We start from the raw sequence: 18,761 nt of genomic DNA, 5'->3' as shown, positions 1-18,761 counted from the left end.
AACGATTGCGCCTTGCGGCAACCAGGTTGAAATGTTAAAAGAAGCCCCTTCAATAAAAACGACACAGGGGAAGGGCGTGAAAAACGCGTCAACTGCATCTGACACCAGCGTGTCTGATGCCGCGTCGACGAATGAGCCGACGCTTCAGCGGGGGTTGCAAAACCGCCATATTCAGTTAATTGCGCTGGGCGGCGCAATTGGAACCGGCCTGTTTTTGGGCATTGGTCCGGCCATTCAGATGGCGGGGCCTGCGGTGTTACTGGGTTACGGCGTAGCCGGAATCATCGCTTTTTTGATTATGCGTCAACTGGGCGAAATGGTGGTGGAAGAACCCGTTTCCGGATCGTTTGCCCATTTTGCCTATAAATACTGGGGACCGTTTGCTGGCTTTTTGTCCGGCTGGAACTACTGGGTGATGTTTGTGCTGGTTGGCATGGCGGAGCTGACAGCGGCCGGAATCTACATGCAGTACTGGCTGCCCGATGTCCCCACCTGGATTTGGGCCGCCGCGTTTTTTGTGATCATCAACGCCGTCAATCTGGTTAACGTACGTCTGTATGGCGAAACGGAATTCTGGTTTGCGCTGATTAAAGTGCTGGCCATTATCGGCATGATTGGCTTTGGTATCTGGATGCTGTTTTCCGGTAACGGCGGGGAACATGCGAGCATCGATAATCTCTGGCGTTACAACGGCTTTTTTGCCACCGGCTGGAACGGATTGATCCTTTCGCTGGCGGTGATTATGTTCTCGTTTGGCGGGCTGGAATTGATAGGGATCACTGCCGCGGAAGCGCAGGATCCGCAGAAAAGTATCCCGAAAGCGGTAAATCAGGTGGTGTACCGTATTTTGCTGTTTTACATCGGTTCTCTGGTGGTGCTGCTGGCCTTGTACCCGTGGGTGGAAGTGAAATCAAACAGTAGCCCGTTCGTGATGATTTTCCATAATCTTGACAGTAACGTGGTGGCTTCTGCACTGAACTTTGTCATTCTGGTGGCTTCGCTGTCGGTCTATAACAGCGGTGTTTACTCGAACAGCCGCATGCTGTTTGGCTTGTCCGTGCAGGGAAATGCGCCGAAGTTTTTAACCCGCGTCAGTCGTCGTGGCGTTCCGGTGAACTCATTGATTCTGTCCGGCGCGATTACGTCACTGGTGGTGTTGATCAACTATGTGCTGCCGCAAAAAGCGTTCAGTCTGTTGATGGCGCTGGTTGTCGCGACGCTGCTACTAAACTGGATTATGATTTGTCTGGCGCATTTGCGATTCCGCGCGGCGATGCGCCGCAAAGGACGTGATACCCAGTTTAAAGCGCTGTTGTATCCGGCCGGAAACTATCTGTGCATTGCCTTCCTCGGCATGATTCTGGTGCTGATGTGCACCATGGATGATATGCGCTTGTCCGCTATTCTGCTGCCGATATGGATCCTGTTCCTGTTTGTTGCCTTCAAACTGCTGCGCCGTAAATCCCGCTAATATCTAACCGATCTCATCCTGGCGATGAGATCGGTCACCACTTCTCATTGCCGATTAACGCTGAAAAGCCCCTGACAATGCGCGAATATCATTTCCGGTAGGCGACTGATGAATGCGTAAGCCAAACTCTTCGATCACTGCGAATATATGGTCGAAGATATCAGCCTGAATACTTTCATATTCCAGCCAGACTACCGTATTGGTAAAAGCATAAATCTCGATCGGCAAACCATGATCGTCCGGCGCAAGCTGGCGTACCATTAACGTCATATCTTTGCGAATCCGCGGATGGTGACGTAAATATTCGTTCAGATAGGCGCGGAAAGTGCCAATATTGGTCATCCGGCGGTGATTCAATACGGATTCAGGCGCATCCAATAGCTGATTCCACTCGTCAATTTCCTGATGACGCGTGGTTAAATACGGCTTTAGCAGGTGTGCTTTATGCAGTCGCTGGCGTTCATCTTCGTCAAGAAAATGAATGCTGGTGGCATCAATGCTGATGCTGCGTTTAATGCGTCGCCCCCCGGAAGCAGACATCCCGCTCCAGTTTTTAAAAGAGTCCGATACCAGTGACCAGGTGGGGATAGTGGTGATGGTGTTATCCCAGTTGCGCACTTTCACCGTGGTCAAACCAATATCGATAACCGCGCCGTCTGCGCCGTATTTCGGCATTTCCAGCCAGTCGCCCAACTTCAACATATCGTTGGCTGAAAGCTGTATGCCGGCCACCAGGCCGAGGATGGGATCTTTAAACACCAGCATTAAGACGGCGGCCATCGCGCCCAGGCCGCTTATCAGTATTGCCGGGGACTGACCAATCAGCAGGGAAATCATCAAAATCCCAACGATAATTGCGCCGATCAGTTTGATTCCCTGGAATATACCTTTCAACGGTAGCTGAGATGCGGCTGGGAGTTTTTGCGACAGATTGAGAATAACGTCCAGCAGGGAGAACAGGGACAGCAGGGCGTACATCATGATCCACAGCTGAGCGCAGGTCACTAATATCTCTGCGGCTTCGCTGCCTTTTTGTAACCACAGCGCGGCCTGAATGTTGACAATGATACCCTGCAGGGTGAATGCCAGCCGGTGAAATAACTTGTTCTGCGTGATGATTTGTAGCCACAGACGGGAGCTGGCGTTCGCGCGCTTTTCAAATGCGCGCAGCACCACCCAGTGCAAAATAACGTGAACAATAATGGCGGTGAGAAAAATAATGCCAAAAATCATCACCAGCGAGGTGGTGTGGTTTATTTCAATGCCGAGTTCTTCTACCTGAGATATCAATTCCTGCATAATGTCTCCTTAATAAACAGCGGCCTATGATGACCGCTGTCAGGAGCTTATGCAAATTACGCTCGTCTTGCCTACGATTTTGCGGCGATGCTGGCGCACACCGGATTGATATTCAGCGTGCGGCGAAATAAAAAGGTAGTCAGTAACAGTACGGTCATCATTGTGGCTTCGACGGCTAAAAAGCCGATAACCGAGCGCGTGTAATCACCATGGTAATGTTGCTGCAGATGCAGGAACAGCGCCCCCAACACGGCGGGACCGAGTCCTAATGTTGCCTGCTGCAACGTACTCAGAATGGTGGTTCCGGCGCCCGCATCGTGCGTGGCGATATCGCGCATACCGATGCGATAAAAACTGTTCACAATCAGCGCCTGACCATAGCCGATAAATGCTGTCGCCGGAACGAGCGTAATGGCTGAGGTATGCATACCTGAATACCAGAAGGTCATCATTAAGCCCATCAAGCCAGCGATCTGAATAATCAACCCGGTGAGCAGAATACGTCCCGTGCTATAGCGGGCAATGAGTCGCGGTGCGTAACAGGCGGAGATAAAATAGGCTGCGCCAAGCGCAATAAAGCTATTGCCGGATTCCCAGGGCGCCATCCCCAGACCGGCCTGTAGCGTCAGCGCCATACAGAACATAAATCCTGACCAGGCGCTAAAAAACAGTAATGCGATCAGCACGCCGAACCGGATGCTGCTGAGTTTTAACAGGCGTGGCGGTAAGAGAGGATGTTGCCCGGTCTGTTCTTGTCGTAACGCATTGCTGCGCATCCACCATCCCAAAGGCAGGATGGCGACCAGAGCAAGCTGAGTCTGCCACGGCCAGCCGGTTTCCGGGCCTAATGCCATGGGAAACAACAAGCAGCAGAGAATCGCAGCCAGACTGCTGGTGCCCAGCCAGTCGATGCGGGTTCGGGTTTCTCGCGTGGTTTCCGGGACATAGCGTTGGCTGAACATCAGAACTAACAGACAGATCGGGACATTAATAAAAAAGGCGTTGCGCCAGCCCAGCCCTGCAATATCTGCCGAAACCAGCCAGCCTCCGCCCATCTGGCCGACAATAAACGCGATGCCGCCAATTCCTCCATACAAACTGATGGCCCGCGCATGTGCAGGACCTTTCAGCGTGACGTGCAGGGTGGCAAGGATCTGCGGCACGATTAGCGCCGCGCCCGCACCTTGTAGAACGCGGGCAGCCAGTAACATATGAATGGAATTCGCCATCCCGCATAAAAGAGAGGCGATGCCAAACAGCACGACGCCTGTCATAAACAGGCGGCGGCGACCATAGTTATCACCGAGTTTGCTGCCCAGCGCCAGACAAACGGCGAAAGTCACCCCGTACAAAGCGACAATCAGCTCCAGCTGCGTGGTGGTGGCCTGAAGCGACTGGGTAATGGAATCCAGAGCGACATTGGTAATTGATGTATCAATGAGCGGGAGCATTTGGCCTGTCAATAACAGGAGCAACCCTATGCGGCCGGGTGAAACAGTTGATGTACTCATAGTAACTCCATTGCATCATTTTGCAGATGGACGTAGCATCACTGAAAAATTAAACGGGTACCAGTTCCTGGTTATACTGGTATTGGTACTACTATGCTGGAGAGTCCATGTCGGTAATAGCGCAACAGGAATCCGCGGTTATTCTCCCTGATGACAGCCGCAAGCAGCTTGGCGCGTTTTTACGTGCGCGACGGGAAAGCCTCGATCCGCAGCGTCTGGGTCTGCCGCGCATTGGGCGGCGAAGAACGCCCGGTCTGCGCCGCGAAGAAGTCGCGATGTTGGCTAACGTTGGCGTCACCTGGTACACCTGGCTGGAGCAGGGGCGAGAGGTCAATCCGTCGCAAGCGGTCTTACTGAACGTGGCGAGCGCGCTGCAATGCAGTCCGCTGGAAACCCGCCACCTGTTTGTACTGGCCGGATTGACGCCACCGGAATCCACGCCGGTGATGGTGTGTGAAGGGATTGCGCCAGGCACCCGAAAGATGCTCGACAGCCTGATGCCGCAGCCCGCCAGTATTCAGAAACCCAGTTTTGACATCGTGGCCTGGAACGACAGTTTTTGCCGGTTGATGGGCGTTGATTTCTCCACGCTCCCGAGCGAAGACCGCAACTGTATTTACCTCTATCTCACGAATGAAACCTGGCGTAGCCGGATAGAAAACTGCGATGTATTACCGACGTTTGTTTCTTATTTCCGTGCGGCAATGGCGGAACATCGCAGCGATCCTGTTTGGGAAAATAAACTGGCGCGCTTTTTTGCCGCATCGTCTGAGTTTGAAGCATTATGGCATCAGCGTTATGACGTTCGCGGTGTGGAAAATCAGGTCAAAAACTTTGTTCATCCGCAGTTAGGGCGTTTTAGCTTGCAGCAAATGTACTGGTATTCCGCCCCGCGTAACGGTTCGCGGCTGCTGGTTTATTTACCGATGGATGAAGCGGGGGAGCAGGCTCTGGCCTGGCTGAATCAGTAGTGATACGCCCGATGACGGCGACACGCATCGGGCATAACGGCAAAAATCAGACTTCAGTCAGCGTTGTTTCCAACGGCAGACGAGATTTCGGCAGCGCGGCGTTGAAATCCTCTACGCTGTGATGACCTACCGGGACCACGACTACGCTGGTGAAACCTTTTTCTTTCAGGCCAAACTCTGCGTCGAGAACGGCAGCATCAAAGCCTTCGATTGGCACCGCGTCCAGCCCCATCGCCGCAACGCCCAGCAGGAAGTTACCGACGTTCAGGTACACCTGTTTCGCCATCCAGTGGTTGTCATCTTTGAGATCTTTGCGGTGCAGGTCGGCAAAGAAAGTACGGCCTTTGTGGTTAGCGGCTTTGGCTTCCGGGGTAGCGAAACGGCCATCGCGCTCTTCTTGATCGACGACGCGCTCCAGCCATGCATCGTCCATCGCCGTTTTGGCGCAGAACACCACAACGTGGGATGCATCCAGCATTTTACGCTCGTTGAATACAAAGCCGCCGGCTGCGGATTTCGCCACGCGCGCTTTACCTTCGTCAGTGCTGGCAACGATAAAGTGCCACGGCTGAGAGTTGGTGCTGGACGGACTAAACTGCAGCAGCGTTTTTAATTTTTCGGCCTGCTCAGCGGTCAGTTTTTTATTCGGATCGAATGCCTTAGTGGAGTAACGTTTTAAGGCGACAGAAACAATATCCATAACTACTCCTGGTGGTTTTCCTACCCTGCGGGTGCGTTTAGTTTCAGCAGGGTACAGGGTTAGCGAGAAAATGATAAGAGCGAAAAATGCAAAAACACTTATCGACGCTAACGATAAATCAGCCTGGCCGCAGGCGTTGCTGATCGCGCTTAGGCAAACCATCCACCACCCGGTGCCATGAGTCGCTCACCAGGTCCGTCAGCAATGACTCGGTAATGTCGTCGCCTGGATAGACTGAGATCCAGTGCTTTTTATTCATGTGATAACCGGGTTCAATGCTGGGGTAGATCTGCTGATTTAACAGTGATTTTTGCGGATCGGATTTCAGGTTAACCAGCGGGCGTCCGTGATGTTCAAAGACCAGCATGAAAATCTTGCCGCCGACCTTGAACACGTCGTATTCCGGGCCAAAAGGCCAGCAGTGCTCAGTAAAAGGCAGTTCAAGCGCAAGGCGCTTCGCGCAGACATGCAGTGTCTTTCCATCCATTATTTTTCCTCGCGGGTCAGGGCGCGCCACATGGCTTCAAACCCCAACGAAATGTATTCAGTCGCGCGGGCAGGGTTGCGGGCAGCGAATTCCATGGTTGTTTCTGCAAGTGTCAAAAAAAGCCCGTCGCCGAAGGCGCGATACTCGTCCGACATAAATTCAGGGCGCACGGAGCGATGACAAAGATCGCGCAGTTCCGGAAACATATCGTCAGCCTGCTGTTCAGTTTCTTTGCTGATTTTCTCGCTGACGGCCAACTGACGAATGGTGCGATGTCCGCAGGTATGATTCAGACCCCAGCTAATGTAGCTGTTCCAGATGTAGTGAGTCATGGTTTTGGCATCGGTCACTGAACGGTCCAGATTGGCCATCATTGACTGGCAGAGATCGTGTTTTAAAAAGAGGTAAAGCTCGTTGATCAGATCATCTTTGGTCGCGAAATAGCGAAACAACGTTCCCTCCGCAACCCCTGCATTGCGCGCGATTACGGCGGTTGAGGCCGCAATACCTGATTGTGCAAATGCTGTGGTTGCAGCTTCCAGTAATGCCAGTTTTTTGTCTTCACTCTTCGGACGAGCCACTACACTTTACCCTTAAGTCTGTAAAAAACATGATTGAATCACGGCCTTTGCAGCACCGCAACGGAGAATGTCAAAGATTGAAAATCATCTTGACGGCGAACTTTCGATTTCTATAATGAGTGCTTACTCACTCATAATCAAGAGTCAGTCGCGCAAACCAGCGGAAAGGAGGCGCGTTTAAGGTCAGGATATGAAGCGTCTCACAGTTTGTGTGGTTGTTATTATGCTTATTGCCGCTGCTACAAGTTTACCGTTTGTACTCAATGCCGGATTTGGCCAGGCGCCGCAAGGGGCACAACTGAGTCAGGTTGAACTGTCGCCACACTATCGTGATGGACAGTTTCATAACCAGGTGCCAACACCGGGCTATACCGGTAACAAAGGTATGCTGGCGGCCTGGTGGGAGTTTCTGGTCGCTAAACGTGAAAATGCGCGGCCAGCGCAGCCGTTACCGCTGGTGGCGAGCGATCTCGCCGGGTTACCGCCGCAGCAGGATACTCTGGTCTGGCTGGGCCACTCCTCATGGTATTTGCAACTGGCGGGTCAACGCATCCTGATTGATCCGGTGTTCAGCAACTATGCCGCGCCGTTTTCATTTCTGAACAAAGCCTTTGCCGGGGATTATCCGTGGACCGCGCAGACGATGCCGGAGATCGATCTGCTCATCATCTCGCACGATCATTATGACCATCTGGATCTCGCCACCATCAAGGCGTTAATGCCGAAGATTAAACGGGTGATTACGCCGCTGGGTGTGGGGTCGCATCTGCGTTATTGGGGAATGCGCAGCGAGATAATCGACGAACGTGACTGGAATCAGTCCGTCAGAGTGACGGATTCACTGATTGTTCATGTTCTGCCAGCCCGCCATTTTTCGGGGCGAGGCATTAAGCGTAATCAGACGCTGTGGGCCAGCTTTATGTTTGAAATGCCGGGGCAGAACGTTTATTACAGCGGGGATTCCGGCTACGGGCCGCATTTTAAAGCCATTGGCGAGCAGTTTGGCTCGGTTGATTTGGCGATTATGGAGAACGGTCAGTATGACCAGGACTGGAAGTTTATTCACATGATGCCGGAAGAGACGGCTCAGGCCGCGGCGGATCTGCATGCGAAAGCCGTTTTGCCCGGGCACGCAGGTCGTTTTGTTCTGGCGAAACATACCTGGGATGATCCGTACAAACGACTGGCGCTTGCCAGCCGCCAACAAGATTACCGACTGCTGACGCCGATGCTGGGTGAACCGGTCATACTGTCCGAACCGGACCAAACGTTTACGGCCTGGTGGCAGCAGGCGAATCAATGAACACAGGGGAGAGCATGATGACGATTTCTGCTCAGGTAATTGATACGATTGTTGAATGGATTGATGATAATTTGAATCAACCATTGCGCATTGATGATATTGCACGCCATGCGGGTTATTCAAAATGGCACCTACAGCGTCTTTTTATGCAGTACAAAGGCGAGAGCCTGGGGCGTTACATCCGTGAGCGTAAACTGCTGCTGGCGGCGCGCGATCTGCGCGATACCGATCAGAAAGTGTACGACATCTGTTTGAAGTACGGATTCGATTCACAGCAGACTTTTACGCGTATTTTCACCCGTACGTTTAGTCAACCGCCGGGCGCTTATCGCAAAGAAAATCATAGTCGAACGCATTAACGGCACCGGGTTCTCGCGGGTTTAATCCGCCAGCGAGAACCAGCGCCGCCAAATGTAGCGCAGCACAAAATACTCAATCACCCCCAGTAGTAAAAACCACAGGCAAAACAGCAACGTGTAAAACTGGTTGAGATCCATCAGATGAAAGGTGGCGACGAGTTTTTGCGCCAGCACCAGGCCAAGTGAAGGGGCAGGTAAGAGCAGGCAGGACAGAAAAGCCAGCAGCAGGATCCCAGCGGCGGTCATCAGCGATTCAAGCGGGTGTTTCATGGTATTGTTAAACTTGAGTTAAAATACCATTGTCCGGGATCTCAGCGGGCAACGCAAACCCCACGCCTAAAGCCCTGCCCAAATCTCACAGTGTTTTTTCACCAGACCACTCAACGATCCGCCTTCCGCCACGAAATCACGCATATTCTGTGCTTCATCATGACCATGTTTAACCTGCAGGCGTAAGGCTTCAATCGCGCTGGTCGCCCCCACTTTGTCCGCAGAGGCGGCGACATTCTCCAGCAGTCGTAGCGTGTCATCCGCCAGGCGATGCCCATCGCCCGTATTCACGTCGGTGACAATCCCCGCCATACCAAAGCGACAGGCCTGAAAACGGTTGAATTTATACAGTAAATAATCACGCTCCTGGTGTTTGAATGGACGTTTGGTGAGTAGCCAGTGGGCGGTGGACTGTATCAGTCCCGCCATATTGACCGCGTGTTTAAGGGTCAACGGAGTGTCCATTACCCGAACCTCAACCGTACCGAAGTGCGGGCTGGGGCGGATATCCCAGTGCAAATCTTTAATGCTATCAATCATGCTGGTGTAAGCCAGCCGGCGAAATAGTCCCGTAAATTCCTGCCAGTTATTTACCCATGGCATCGGACCGTTATCGGGAAAGCCGGAGAATATATTCAGGCGCGCGCAGGCAAATTGCGTGTCGGATGTCTGCATGTAAGGCGAGGCGGCAGAGAGCGCAATAAAATGAGGAACAAATCGCGACAGCCCGTGCAGGAGATAAATTGCATCATCACCGTTGGCGCAGCCAACATGGACGTGCTGACCGAAAACGGTCGCCTGCTGAATAAGATAACCAAAATTTTCCAGGTTACGTCGATAGCGTTCGTCATCGCAGACTTCCTGACGTTGCCATTTTTGAAATGGGTGCGTACCACCGCCGCAGATGGCGAGGTGATGCTCTGCCGCAACCCGCATGATTATCTGCTGCATGGCCGACAATTCAGCATCAGCCTGGTCGATATTGCGACAAACCCCGGTTGCCATCTCCAGCATACTTTCGGTGATATCGTGCTTCACTTCCCCGGCGGTAAGCTGTGGCTTAATGGCGTCAATCAGCCGGGAAGAATCCTGGCTCAGGTCGTAACCTGGGGGATTAACCACCTGCATTTCCAGTTCAATGCCTAGCGTAAAAGGGTCGGAAACATGAAAATCGGGTAGTGACATAGGGTTCTCTTCAGCGTTGATTTTAATTAAGTATAGAAGGACTGCTGGTTTTCTGTTTTGCGTAAGAAATCACCGGGTGACGCTTTGAAGGTGAAATGGCAGGTGCTATAACTATTTTTTGCTTCGCAACAGGGGTTGAATCCGTGCCGGAAATAAATCTTTATGGTCAGACCGTCGGCGATGTTGTGCCGGACTGGAAGGGGGCCGCCGTGCTGCCACGGGAAGAGCTTGTTGGACAGTATTGCCGTTTGGTTCCTCTGGATGCCGACAGCCATGCCGCCGACCTGTTTGATGCCTATGCGCAGGCACCCGACGATCGCGACTGGACCTGGCTTGCAAGCTCCCGCCCAACGAGCGTTGAAGCCGCGGCTTGCTGGATAGCGGCAAAATCCACTGACGTCTCCCTGGTTCCCTATGCGGTAATTGAACAGCGTTCCGGGCGTGCCGTTGGCCTGGTGTGCTTTATGGCGATCGAACGGGAGCATGGCTCGGTCGAAATTGGTCATGTGACCTGGTCGCCGCGCATGAAAAATACGGTACTCGGCACCGAAAGCGTCTGGCTGCTGCTGCGTCAGGCGTTTGCGTCAGGCTATCGGCGCGTGGAGTGGAAATGCGATTCGTTGAACACGGCGTCGCGACGGGCGGCAGAGCGTCTGGGGTTTATCTTCGAAGGGCGTTTTCGCCAGAAGATCGTGCGTAAGGGGCGCAACCGCGACAGCGACTGGTTATCAATGATTGACAGCGAATGGCCGCAGCGCGATGCCGCATTGCAGCGTTGGCTGGCTGCCGACAACTTTGATGAACATGGGCGGCAACGAAAAACATTGGCGGCATGTCGTGGCGAGTAAATAAACGCCCGCAGTTAAAAACGCTGCGGGCGACTGACTGTTTACCAGCAGATGAATCCACCGTCGACAACCAGGTCTACACCAGTGCAAAATGAGGCCGCATCGCTGGCAAGAAATAGTGCCGGACCGGCCATCTCTTCTACTTTCGCCATGCGCTGAATCGGCGTCTGGCTTTCAAACTCTCGCGTCTGATGAACCATCTCCGGGCGAGTGTTCATCGGTGTGGCAGTATATCCCGGGCTGATGGAGTTCACGCGGATCCCTTTTTCAATCCACTCCATCGCCAGACTTTTTGAAAGATGAATCACCCCCGCTTTAGCGCTATTGTAATGAGCCTGTTCGAGGCCACGGTTGACAATAATCCCGGACATGGAGGCGATGTTAATAATCGAGCCGCCGCCGGACTCCAGCATCAGCTCCGCCTCAGCTTTACAGGAGTTCCACACGCCGGTGAGGTTAATATCGATAACGCGTTGCCACTGCTCGCTTTCCATTTCCAGCGCCGGGTTGGCGTTGGCAATGCCTGCGGCGTTCACCGCGATATCCAGGCGACCAAAACGTTCCTTCGCCAGGGCTACGGCGGCGCGCAAGTCGCTAAGCTGACGGACATCACCCGTATAGAGTGCCGCCAGGCCGCCGATCGTCGCGATATTATTAACGGTCTCTTTTAGACCACCGTCTTCGCGCAGATCAAAGCACACCACGCGCGCGCCAGCGCTGGCAAGCGCGTATGCGATGGTCTGTCCAATGCCGCTGCCCGCACCAGTGACAAAAGCGACACGTCCCTCAAGGTTAAACAGTTGCTGAGCAAAATCTTTTGCGATCATAGTGATGACTCTCTTCGCGAACACCCTGCGGGTGTTATGACATAATCAGGCCGCCATCGATGTTGATGGTTTGTCCGGTAAGGTAACGCGCATCGTCAGATGCAAGGAAAGCGACCAGCCCGGCGACATCCTCAGGTTTACCCGCGCGTTTCATTGGGATGCCTTTAACCCATTCAGCCATCAGCTCACCCTTGCCATAGCGTTTATCCTCAGTGCTGAGGATCTCACCCCATACGCGGTCGTTGTAATCCCACATTTCGCTTTCGATAATCCCCGGGCAGAAGGCGTTGACGGTGATATTCCATGGAGCCAGCTCATGCGCCAGGCTTTGCGTGATACCAATTACGCCCATCTTGCTGGCGGCGTAATGTGGGGTATAGATGAAACCCTGGCGACCCTGACCCGAGGAGGTATTAATCAGACAGCCATGTTGTTGTTTAACCATATATTTCGCCGCTTCCCGGCAGCAGAGCCACACGCCGGTGGTATTTACAGCGAGGACTTTTTCGAAATCAGCTTTCGGCATACGGTCGAAATAGTCGATAGTGATGACGCCCGCATTCTGAACGGAAACATCAATGGTGCCAAAGCGTGCTGCGGCCTGCTCGTACAGAGATTGCACCTTTAGCTCATCGGTCACATCCACCTGTAATGACAAAATATCTGCCTGATAGCGCTGACGAAGTTGCTCCGCCGTTTCGTGGACGCGCTCGGCATTAGACACCATCACCAGATTTGCGCCGTCGCGGGCGAAACGTTCGGCGATACCTGCGCCAATCCCACGACAAGCACCGGTGATAACAATCGTCTTACCATGAAAATCACGTTGCATATTTTTATCCCCTGTATAGGCCGGACAAAGCATGCCCGGCGGAATGTTGCTGCTTAACTGGATACGGTATTTACTGAGGGTGCTGCCGCCAACTTTTCTTCATGGCGACGCATCAGAATGACTTTGTTCTGCAGCTTTTGCTGGAACTGATCGACGATCACCGCGGTGACGATAACTACTCCTTTGATGACCATTTGCCAGAAGTCGCTGACGCCCATCATCACCATGCCATCAGCGAGGAAGACAATGACGAAAGCACCGATAATGGAGCCGGAGACGCGTCCGCGCCCGCCTGCCAGCGCGGTTCCGCCCAGCACGGTTGCGCCGATGGCATCCATCTCAAACATATTGCCGGTCATCGGGTGGGCGGTTTGCAGTTGCGAGGCGACAATCAGCCCAACAAAGGCGGCACATAGCCCGGAAAAGGCGTACACAAAGATTTTCGCTTTTACGATAGGCACCCCGGCCAGGCGTGCGGCGGATTCGTTGCCTCCAATCGCGTAGATATAGCGGCCAAGCGGCGTTTTGGTAGTTACCCAGTAGCCCAGCAACAGGAAAGCGATCATCAACCAGATGGGCAGATAAATCCCCAATAGCGTGCCTGAACCCAACGTGGCAAAACCGGTATTGCCGAGAGCATCCATGCCGTTGAGATTTGGATAAGTGCTGCCGTCGTTAAACAGAAGAGCAGATCCCCTGGCAACGTACATCATGCCGAGCGTACAGATAAACGGCGCCACTCCGAAACGCGTGATGACGGCGCCGTTAATGAAACCAACGATAATCCCGAAGACGGCGACACAGAGAATGACCTCTGGCACGTTGAAGAAGATGATGTTCCCGCCCCAGATGGGCAGACCATTGGTGAGCAAGGCGCCCGCAACCATACCGCAGATACCCGCCACCGCGCCGACGGATAGATCGATGCCGCCCGTCAGTATCACCAGCGTCATACCAATTGCCAGTAACCCCGTTATGGCGACGTGTTGAGTCATGATCAGCAGGTTAGATGTGGTCAGGAAATTCGGTACCATCACGCTGAAGAATGCGATCACCAGCAGCAGCGCGATAAACGTTCTGGCCTTCAGCAGGTACATATAAATCATATATTTCTGGTTCATGATGGATTCCAGCCTGATTAATCTTGAGGTGTAGAAGCCGCGATTAACGTCTCGCGGGTGACTGCATGGCGGGGAACATCGGCGGTGATTCGGCCATCGGCCATTACCAGAATGCGGTCCGCCAGCGCCATCACTTCGTCCAGCTCTGATGAAGAGAACATCACAGCCAATCCTTGCTGCGCCATTTTGCCGATAAGGTGATACACATCGGTTTTGGCTCCTACATCAATGCCTCGGGTGGGTTCATCCAGGAAGACCACCTGCGGTTGCGTCATTAATGCTTTACCCAGCACCACTTTTTGCTGATTACCACCGCTTAAGGAGGTGATAGGCAATTCGGGATCGCTCACTTTGATGGCCAGTTGCTGGATCATCGCCTTCACACTGGCCTGCTCTTTATGCGGGTTTAGCCATTTCCAGGCCCGACGAAAGCCTTGCAGGCTGAAATCAGACAGCGTCATGTTGGACTGAATCGACATCATCTGCACAACGCCTTCGCCCTGTCTGTCTTCCGGCACCAGCGCCAGCCCTTTTTTGAGGCGTGACTGAAAATGGGCTTTATCAATGCATTCGCCATTGAGCTGTACGCTGCCGCTCTGACAGGGCATGAGTCCGACCAGACCTTTGAACAATTCCGTCCGTCCTGCTCCCAGCAGGCCATAAATCCCGATGACTTCACCTTTGCTGAGACTAAACGTCACATCATTTAGCTTATAACCGCCGCTTGGGTGAAGCGCGGTAAGTCCCTGTACGGCTAGCACCGTTTCACCTTGTGGGGCGGGTTGATAATCAAAATGTTTTTTCTTGTCACCTACCATCTGTTCAATGATCCACGGAATACTGGCATCATTCACCGGGCGTTCACTGATAAAACGGCCATCGCGGAAAATCGTAATGTAATCACCAATTTCCATCAGCTCTTCCAGACGGTGAGATATATAGATGATGGTGACGCCGCGCCGTTTGAGTTGCTCTATTACGTTAAACAGCACCTTGACTTCGGACTGACTAAGCGCGGAAGTGGGTTCATCCATAATCAAAACGCGGGTATCTTTGGAAAGTGCGCGGGCAATCTCGACCAGTTGCTGATGGCCGATCCCAAGCTCTTCCAACGGTGTATACGGATCAACGTCCAGCTCCAGCCTTTCCAGCAAAGATTTCGCCAGTGCGTATTGATATTTTTCGTTGATTTTCCCTTTCTGAAAGAATTCGTTAGCCATGAAAATGTTATCCATGACATTCATATTCGGGAATAAATTCAACTCCTGAAAAATAATGCTGATACCCAGTTTTTCGGCCTGATGAGTCGAATTTAATACGACTGGCGTACCATCCAGAATAATTTTTCCGGAAGAGGGGCTTTCGACACCAGCAAGCATTTTCATCATGGTGGACTTACCCGCACCATTTTCTCCGATCAGTACGTTTACTTTATTCCGATAAACCCGGTAGTTGACGTTATCTAATGCTACTACGCCAGGATAGATACGTGATAAATCGTGGGTTTCGATAATAACTTCAGATTCGACGGATTGAGGAGCGACGATATCTTGCTGCTGCATGTTAATGTCCTCCCGCAGATTCTATTTTTGCTGGTGTAATATCTGGAATAGATTGTGGTATATCCCACCCAGAAAAAACGCCATAAACGTGCACTGCTTCTCCGGTTTTAAGCTGTGCTGACTGGATCATCTTTATTGCTTGTTCGTTAATCGCCCGACCATATTCGCCAAACAATACCTGGTCATTGAAATCACCATAACTCGCGCCTTTAAAGGCATCGCGTAATTGCGTACCGCGCAGCGTGGGGCCTATCTGCACAATGATGTTGTTCCCGCTTTTATCTGCGATGGTCATTTTCCCACTGCGAGAGGCGGTGTCGAGTTTGCTAATTGTTCCCTCCACATGGATGTAAAAGATGCAGGGATTCTCTTCCTGAGAGCGGTAGCCGAGGTTTTTACAGGCGCTATCGAAATCTTTCTCAGAGTGTAACGCCGCCATTAACTCTGCGGCCGGGCGAGCCTGCCCAACAATTTGCGGGACAATTTGGTTTTGCCACGTTTGGTCTATATTGGCCATATGTGGATTCGGTGGTGACTTGAGGTCCGCTAGCTCCTGCTGAGAGACGATACGGCATCCGCCCACGGTCAGCACGGCCAGCGCCAGCCAGGCTTTTTTAGACATAATATTCTCCTCTGCGCCTCCTGAGAGGCGCAACAACTCGAGATCAGGACTTGATATTGAAATCCTGTACTTTATCTGCGTTATCTTTAGTGATGAGAATGCCGCGGAACATGACGCGTTGTTTTTCAGGCTTTATGCCTTTTTGCAGGTAGTTATCCAGATCGGTAACCCCTTGCGCGGCGATAGCCTGTGCCTGGAGCATGACGGTTGCCTGTAGAGTGCCGGCTTTCACCGCATCGCGCTCATCGTTGCTGCCGTCGATACCAACCACGACCACGTCGCTGCGGTTTGCCGCTTTTAATGCCGCAATAGCGCCCAGTGCTACAGGCCCATTACCGCAGATAATACCCTTCACATCCGGGTGAGCCTGCAGGATGCTGTCCATAATACGTTTGCCGTCGATAAGCGTACCTTTGGCATCCTGTTTGGCGACACTGACCATGTCCGGGAACTGGTCAATAACCTGGTGGAAGGATTTGGAACGCGTGACGCAGTTATTATCGGCGAGATTACAGGTCAGCTCCGCATATTTGCCTTTTTCACCCATTTTTTCGACAAAAACGTTGGCAACTTCAGAACCTGCCTGGAAGTTATTATGTGTGATTTGCACCAGCGCAACATCATCGACTGGAATTTCACGGTTGATCAATATTACAGGAATTCCAGCCTTTTTCGCTTTTTCAATTGCAGCGACGCTGGCCGTTGAATCGGCATTATCCAGCACGATACCCTGGACTTTTTTACCGATTGCCGTATCAATTAATTCATTCTGTTTTTTGACATCTTCGCTGTGCGACAAAATTGTGGTTTTGTAGCCTAACTCCTGGGCTTTTTCACTGGCGCCTTTGGCTTCAGAAGCGTAATAAGGGTTATCCAGTGAATTAACCATAATCATAATTGTCCCTTTTTCCGCGGCATGAGCGGTAAAAGATAAAGCGGTCAGGGTTGCAGCAGTTAACAGCGTTAAACGTAATTTCATGACAATGTTCTCTCTGTGTTGTTATTGTCGGGTACGGTGAAACAACGTAAAGCCTGAATTCTTTTATGGTCCGGAGTTCTCCTTTATAGGTGGTAAAAATCGTCACGCGTTTTCCCTGGTGAGGCGTCAGGCGGACGGGGCCGGTTTCCATAATGTTCTGTTCACCGCATGGCGCCATTCCTGCCATCTTTTTTGCAGTCGCTGATGGCGCGCCATGTCGGGTTGAAATGTACTGTGTACGGTTAGAAAAGCTTTTAAATCAGTTAGCGAACCTGGATAAAGGGCTTTACGCGCCAATAATGCCGCGCCGATGGCGGAAAGTTCCGCTACATCGCTGCGCATTACCGGGTAACCCAACAGGTCTGCCTGATATTGCATTAGCCAGTCATTTTTAGTGGGGCCGCCATCAACCATTAGTGCGGATAACTTGAATTCATTGTGCTGCTGCATGGCAATCATAACATCGGCGATTTGGTAGGTAATCGACTCAAGCGCAGCGCGAATAAGGTGTGCACGTTTTACTCCCCGGCTGAGTCCGCAGATGACGCCACGGGCGCTGTCATCCCACCATGGCGCGCCAAGTCCGGTCAACGCCGGAACAAAATAAACGCCGAGGGTTGAATCAACGGAGGCGGGTAGGGTATTGAGTTCATGCGTCAGTTCGTCATCCGAAAGCTCGCTCAGACCGGTGCTATCTGCCATCCATGCCACCGCATCCCCGGTGTGCGGGATATTGCCTTCCAGGCCATAAATGATGCTATCGCCATCGTGCCAGGCGATGGTCGTGGCCAGCGCGCCAATATCGCATTGGGCTGATTTGACCGGCGCCATCACCGATGACCCGGTGCCGTATGTCGCTTTAACGCATCCCATTTCGCCGAGAGCATGACCAAACAGGGCGGCATGCGAGTCACCCACCACTGACATCACCGGGATCCCATCTGGAATGCCATTCAGGCCACGGGTATGACCAAACAAGCCGCTGGAAGGTTTGATTTCCGGTAAGGCGGCGCGCGGAATGTGGAAAAGCGCCAGCATGGCGTCATCCCACTCTCCGGTATGCAGATTCAACAACTGTGTGCGGGCGGCGTTGGAGTAGTCGCAGCAGAAAGCCTCACCGGCGGTTAAATTCCACAGTAACCAGCTGTCGATGGTACCCAAGCAAATTTGTCCCTGGGCAGCGAGCTGTGGGCCATCGGTCACTGATTCCAGTAGCCAGCGCATTTTAGACGCCGAGAAAAGCGGTGCGATTGGCAGGCCGGTGGTAGATTTGATCAGTTGCTCTTTATTCTCATGCCGCAGTTCCTCGCAGTAAGCCGCGCTGCGCGTGCATTGCCAGGTAATTGCGGAATTCAACGGCTTACCTGTCTGGCGATACCAGCCAATGGCGGTTTCACGTTGATTACTGATGGCCAGCGCCGCCACGTTGTTAGCGCCAACGTGATTTACAGCTTTGGCAATGACGTCAATGGATGCCTCAATCAACACCTCGCCAGATTGTTCAACCCAGCCTTCACGCGGCGTCTGAATCGCCAGCGGCTGAGAAAACTTTGCGACCACATTGCCCTGTGCATCAAGTGCGACCGCTTTGGCGTTGGTCGTGCCTTCATCCAGCGCAATAATGAACTCTTTTTTCGCTGCACACATAGATTATCTCCTGAGTCACATTGCGTCCCGGCTTAGAGGATAAGGTATCCCTCATTGTCGCGTCATTACTTCATCAGGCCTGCTGTGACGTCATCCTTTTAATTATTGAATATATATTCGGTATTGATTATTTATTTAATACCTTAGCCAGAATATTTCCGTTGGGCTACCGAAAAAATCATCAAT

Annotated in this window: 19 protein-coding genes; 5 read left to right on the top strand and 14 right to left on the bottom strand. The window is 52.4% G+C overall.

Features of this window, described 5'->3' with window-relative positions; genetic code table 11:
- Positions 1–76 precede the first annotated feature (76 nt).
- Positions 77–1,471: a phenylalanine transporter gene (gene pheP / locus FDW97_RS11315; RefSeq protein ID WP_038638573.1), complete on the top strand. Its 1,395-nt coding sequence runs from the start codon at positions 77–79 to the stop codon at positions 1,469–1,471.
- Positions 1,472–1,525: 54 nt separating this feature from the next.
- Here the strand turns inward: pheP and FDW97_RS11310 are convergent, their stop codons facing one another.
- Positions 1,526–2,770 carry a mechanosensitive ion channel family protein gene (locus tag FDW97_RS11310; protein ID WP_069323117.1) on the bottom strand — a complete coding sequence of 415 codons (1,245 nt, stop codon included), beginning with the start codon at positions 2,768–2,770 and terminating at the stop codon, positions 1,526–1,528.
- A gap of 71 nt (positions 2,771–2,841) precedes the next feature.
- Positions 2,842–4,281 carry an MFS transporter gene (locus FDW97_RS11305; protein WP_204354925.1) on the bottom strand — a complete coding sequence of 480 codons (1,440 nt, stop codon included), beginning with the start codon at positions 4,279–4,281 and terminating at the stop codon, positions 2,842–2,844.
- Between the two features lie 107 nt (positions 4,282–4,388).
- Between FDW97_RS11305 and FDW97_RS11300 the strand changes: the two genes are divergently transcribed.
- Positions 4,389–5,252, top strand: a complete 864-nt coding sequence (locus FDW97_RS11300; protein ID WP_085047567.1) for a helix-turn-helix transcriptional regulator — start codon at positions 4,389–4,391, stop codon at positions 5,250–5,252.
- A gap of 46 nt (positions 5,253–5,298) precedes the next feature.
- Here FDW97_RS11300 and nfsB read toward each other — a convergent pair whose 3' ends face one another.
- The 3 genes from nfsB to FDW97_RS11285 all read right to left on the bottom strand — a co-directional run bounded on the left by nfsB (position 5,299) and on the right by FDW97_RS11285 (position 7,020).
- Complete coding sequence (gene nfsB / locus FDW97_RS11295; protein ID WP_069323119.1) at positions 5,299–5,952, bottom strand: oxygen-insensitive NAD(P)H nitroreductase; 654 nt, start codon at positions 5,950–5,952, stop codon at positions 5,299–5,301.
- Between the two features lie 118 nt (positions 5,953–6,070).
- Positions 6,071–6,439: an MmcQ/YjbR family DNA-binding protein gene (locus tag FDW97_RS11290; protein WP_038638590.1), complete on the bottom strand. Its 369-nt coding sequence runs from the start codon at positions 6,437–6,439 to the stop codon at positions 6,071–6,073.
- Positions 6,439–7,020: a TetR/AcrR family transcriptional regulator gene (locus FDW97_RS11285; RefSeq protein WP_069323121.1), complete on the bottom strand. Its 582-nt coding sequence runs from the start codon at positions 7,018–7,020 to the stop codon at positions 6,439–6,441. Before FDW97_RS11285 ends, FDW97_RS11290 begins: the two co-directional genes overlap by 1 nt.
- A gap of 190 nt (positions 7,021–7,210) precedes the next feature.
- Here FDW97_RS11285 and FDW97_RS11280 point away from each other — a divergent pair, with 190 nt between their 5' ends.
- Positions 7,211–8,323: an MBL fold metallo-hydrolase gene (locus FDW97_RS11280; RefSeq protein ID WP_137346957.1), complete on the top strand. Its 1,113-nt coding sequence runs from the start codon at positions 7,211–7,213 to the stop codon at positions 8,321–8,323.
- A gap of 17 nt (positions 8,324–8,340) precedes the next feature.
- Positions 8,341–8,682, top strand: a complete 342-nt coding sequence (locus FDW97_RS11275; RefSeq protein WP_003021996.1) for a RamA family antibiotic efflux transcriptional regulator — start codon at positions 8,341–8,343, stop codon at positions 8,680–8,682.
- A 21-nt stretch (positions 8,683–8,703) separates the two neighbouring features.
- On the opposite strand, the gene FDW97_RS11270 is transcribed toward FDW97_RS11275, so the two are convergent.
- Both FDW97_RS11270 and FDW97_RS11265 read right to left on the bottom strand, forming a co-directional pair.
- Positions 8,704–8,952 (bottom strand): DUF1158 domain-containing protein, encoded by a 249-nt coding sequence (locus FDW97_RS11270; protein WP_069323123.1) that lies wholly within the window; start codon positions 8,950–8,952, stop codon positions 8,704–8,706.
- A gap of 66 nt (positions 8,953–9,018) precedes the next feature.
- Positions 9,019–10,137 carry a YbdK family carboxylate-amine ligase gene (locus FDW97_RS11265; protein WP_137346958.1) on the bottom strand — a complete coding sequence of 373 codons (1,119 nt, stop codon included), beginning with the start codon at positions 10,135–10,137 and terminating at the stop codon, positions 9,019–9,021.
- A 143-nt stretch (positions 10,138–10,280) separates the two neighbouring features.
- On the opposite strand from FDW97_RS11265, the gene FDW97_RS11260 reads away from it, so the two are divergent.
- A complete protein-coding gene (locus tag FDW97_RS11260; RefSeq protein ID WP_137346959.1) occupies positions 10,281–10,985 on the top strand; it encodes a GNAT family N-acetyltransferase in 705 nt (234 codons plus the stop codon).
- 41 nt (positions 10,986–11,026) lie between these two features.
- On the opposite strand, the gene FDW97_RS11255 is transcribed toward FDW97_RS11260, so the two are convergent.
- The 7 genes from FDW97_RS11255 to FDW97_RS11225 form a co-directional block, all read right to left on the bottom strand.
- Complete coding sequence (locus tag FDW97_RS11255) at positions 11,027–11,812, bottom strand: SDR family oxidoreductase (RefSeq protein WP_137346960.1); 786 nt, start codon at positions 11,810–11,812, stop codon at positions 11,027–11,029.
- A 34-nt stretch (positions 11,813–11,846) separates the two neighbouring features.
- On the bottom strand, positions 11,847–12,644 hold the full coding sequence (locus tag FDW97_RS11250) for an SDR family oxidoreductase (protein WP_085047561.1): 798 nt from the start codon (positions 12,642–12,644) through the stop codon (positions 11,847–11,849).
- A 53-nt stretch (positions 12,645–12,697) separates the two neighbouring features.
- Positions 12,698–13,765, bottom strand: coding sequence for an ABC transporter permease (locus FDW97_RS11245; protein ID WP_085047560.1), 1,068 nt, complete (start codon positions 13,763–13,765; stop codon positions 12,698–12,700).
- Between the two features lie 17 nt (positions 13,766–13,782).
- The gene (locus FDW97_RS11240) at positions 13,783–15,327 is read right to left on the bottom strand and encodes a sugar ABC transporter ATP-binding protein (RefSeq protein WP_085047559.1); all 1,545 of its coding nucleotides are present in this window, start codon (positions 15,325–15,327) and stop codon (positions 13,783–13,785) included.
- 1 nt (position 15,328) lies between these two features.
- Complete coding sequence (locus FDW97_RS11235; RefSeq protein WP_085047558.1) at positions 15,329–15,949, bottom strand: DUF2291 family protein; 621 nt, start codon at positions 15,947–15,949, stop codon at positions 15,329–15,331.
- A 43-nt stretch (positions 15,950–15,992) separates the two neighbouring features.
- Positions 15,993–16,928, bottom strand: coding sequence for a D-ribose ABC transporter substrate-binding protein (locus FDW97_RS11230; RefSeq protein ID WP_085047557.1), 936 nt, complete (start codon positions 16,926–16,928; stop codon positions 15,993–15,995).
- A 126-nt stretch (positions 16,929–17,054) separates the two neighbouring features.
- Positions 17,055–18,575, bottom strand: a complete 1,521-nt coding sequence (locus FDW97_RS11225; RefSeq protein WP_085047556.1) for a glycerol kinase GlpK — start codon at positions 18,573–18,575, stop codon at positions 17,055–17,057.
- Positions 18,576–18,761 lie beyond the last annotated feature (186 nt).

The sequence above is a fragment of the Citrobacter sp. wls708 genome, assembly GCF_005281255.1.
In the GTDB taxonomy this organism is placed as follows: Bacteria; Pseudomonadota; Gammaproteobacteria; order Enterobacterales; family Enterobacteriaceae; genus Citrobacter; species Citrobacter werkmanii.
This window is presented reverse-complemented; position numbering and strand designations above follow the sequence as displayed.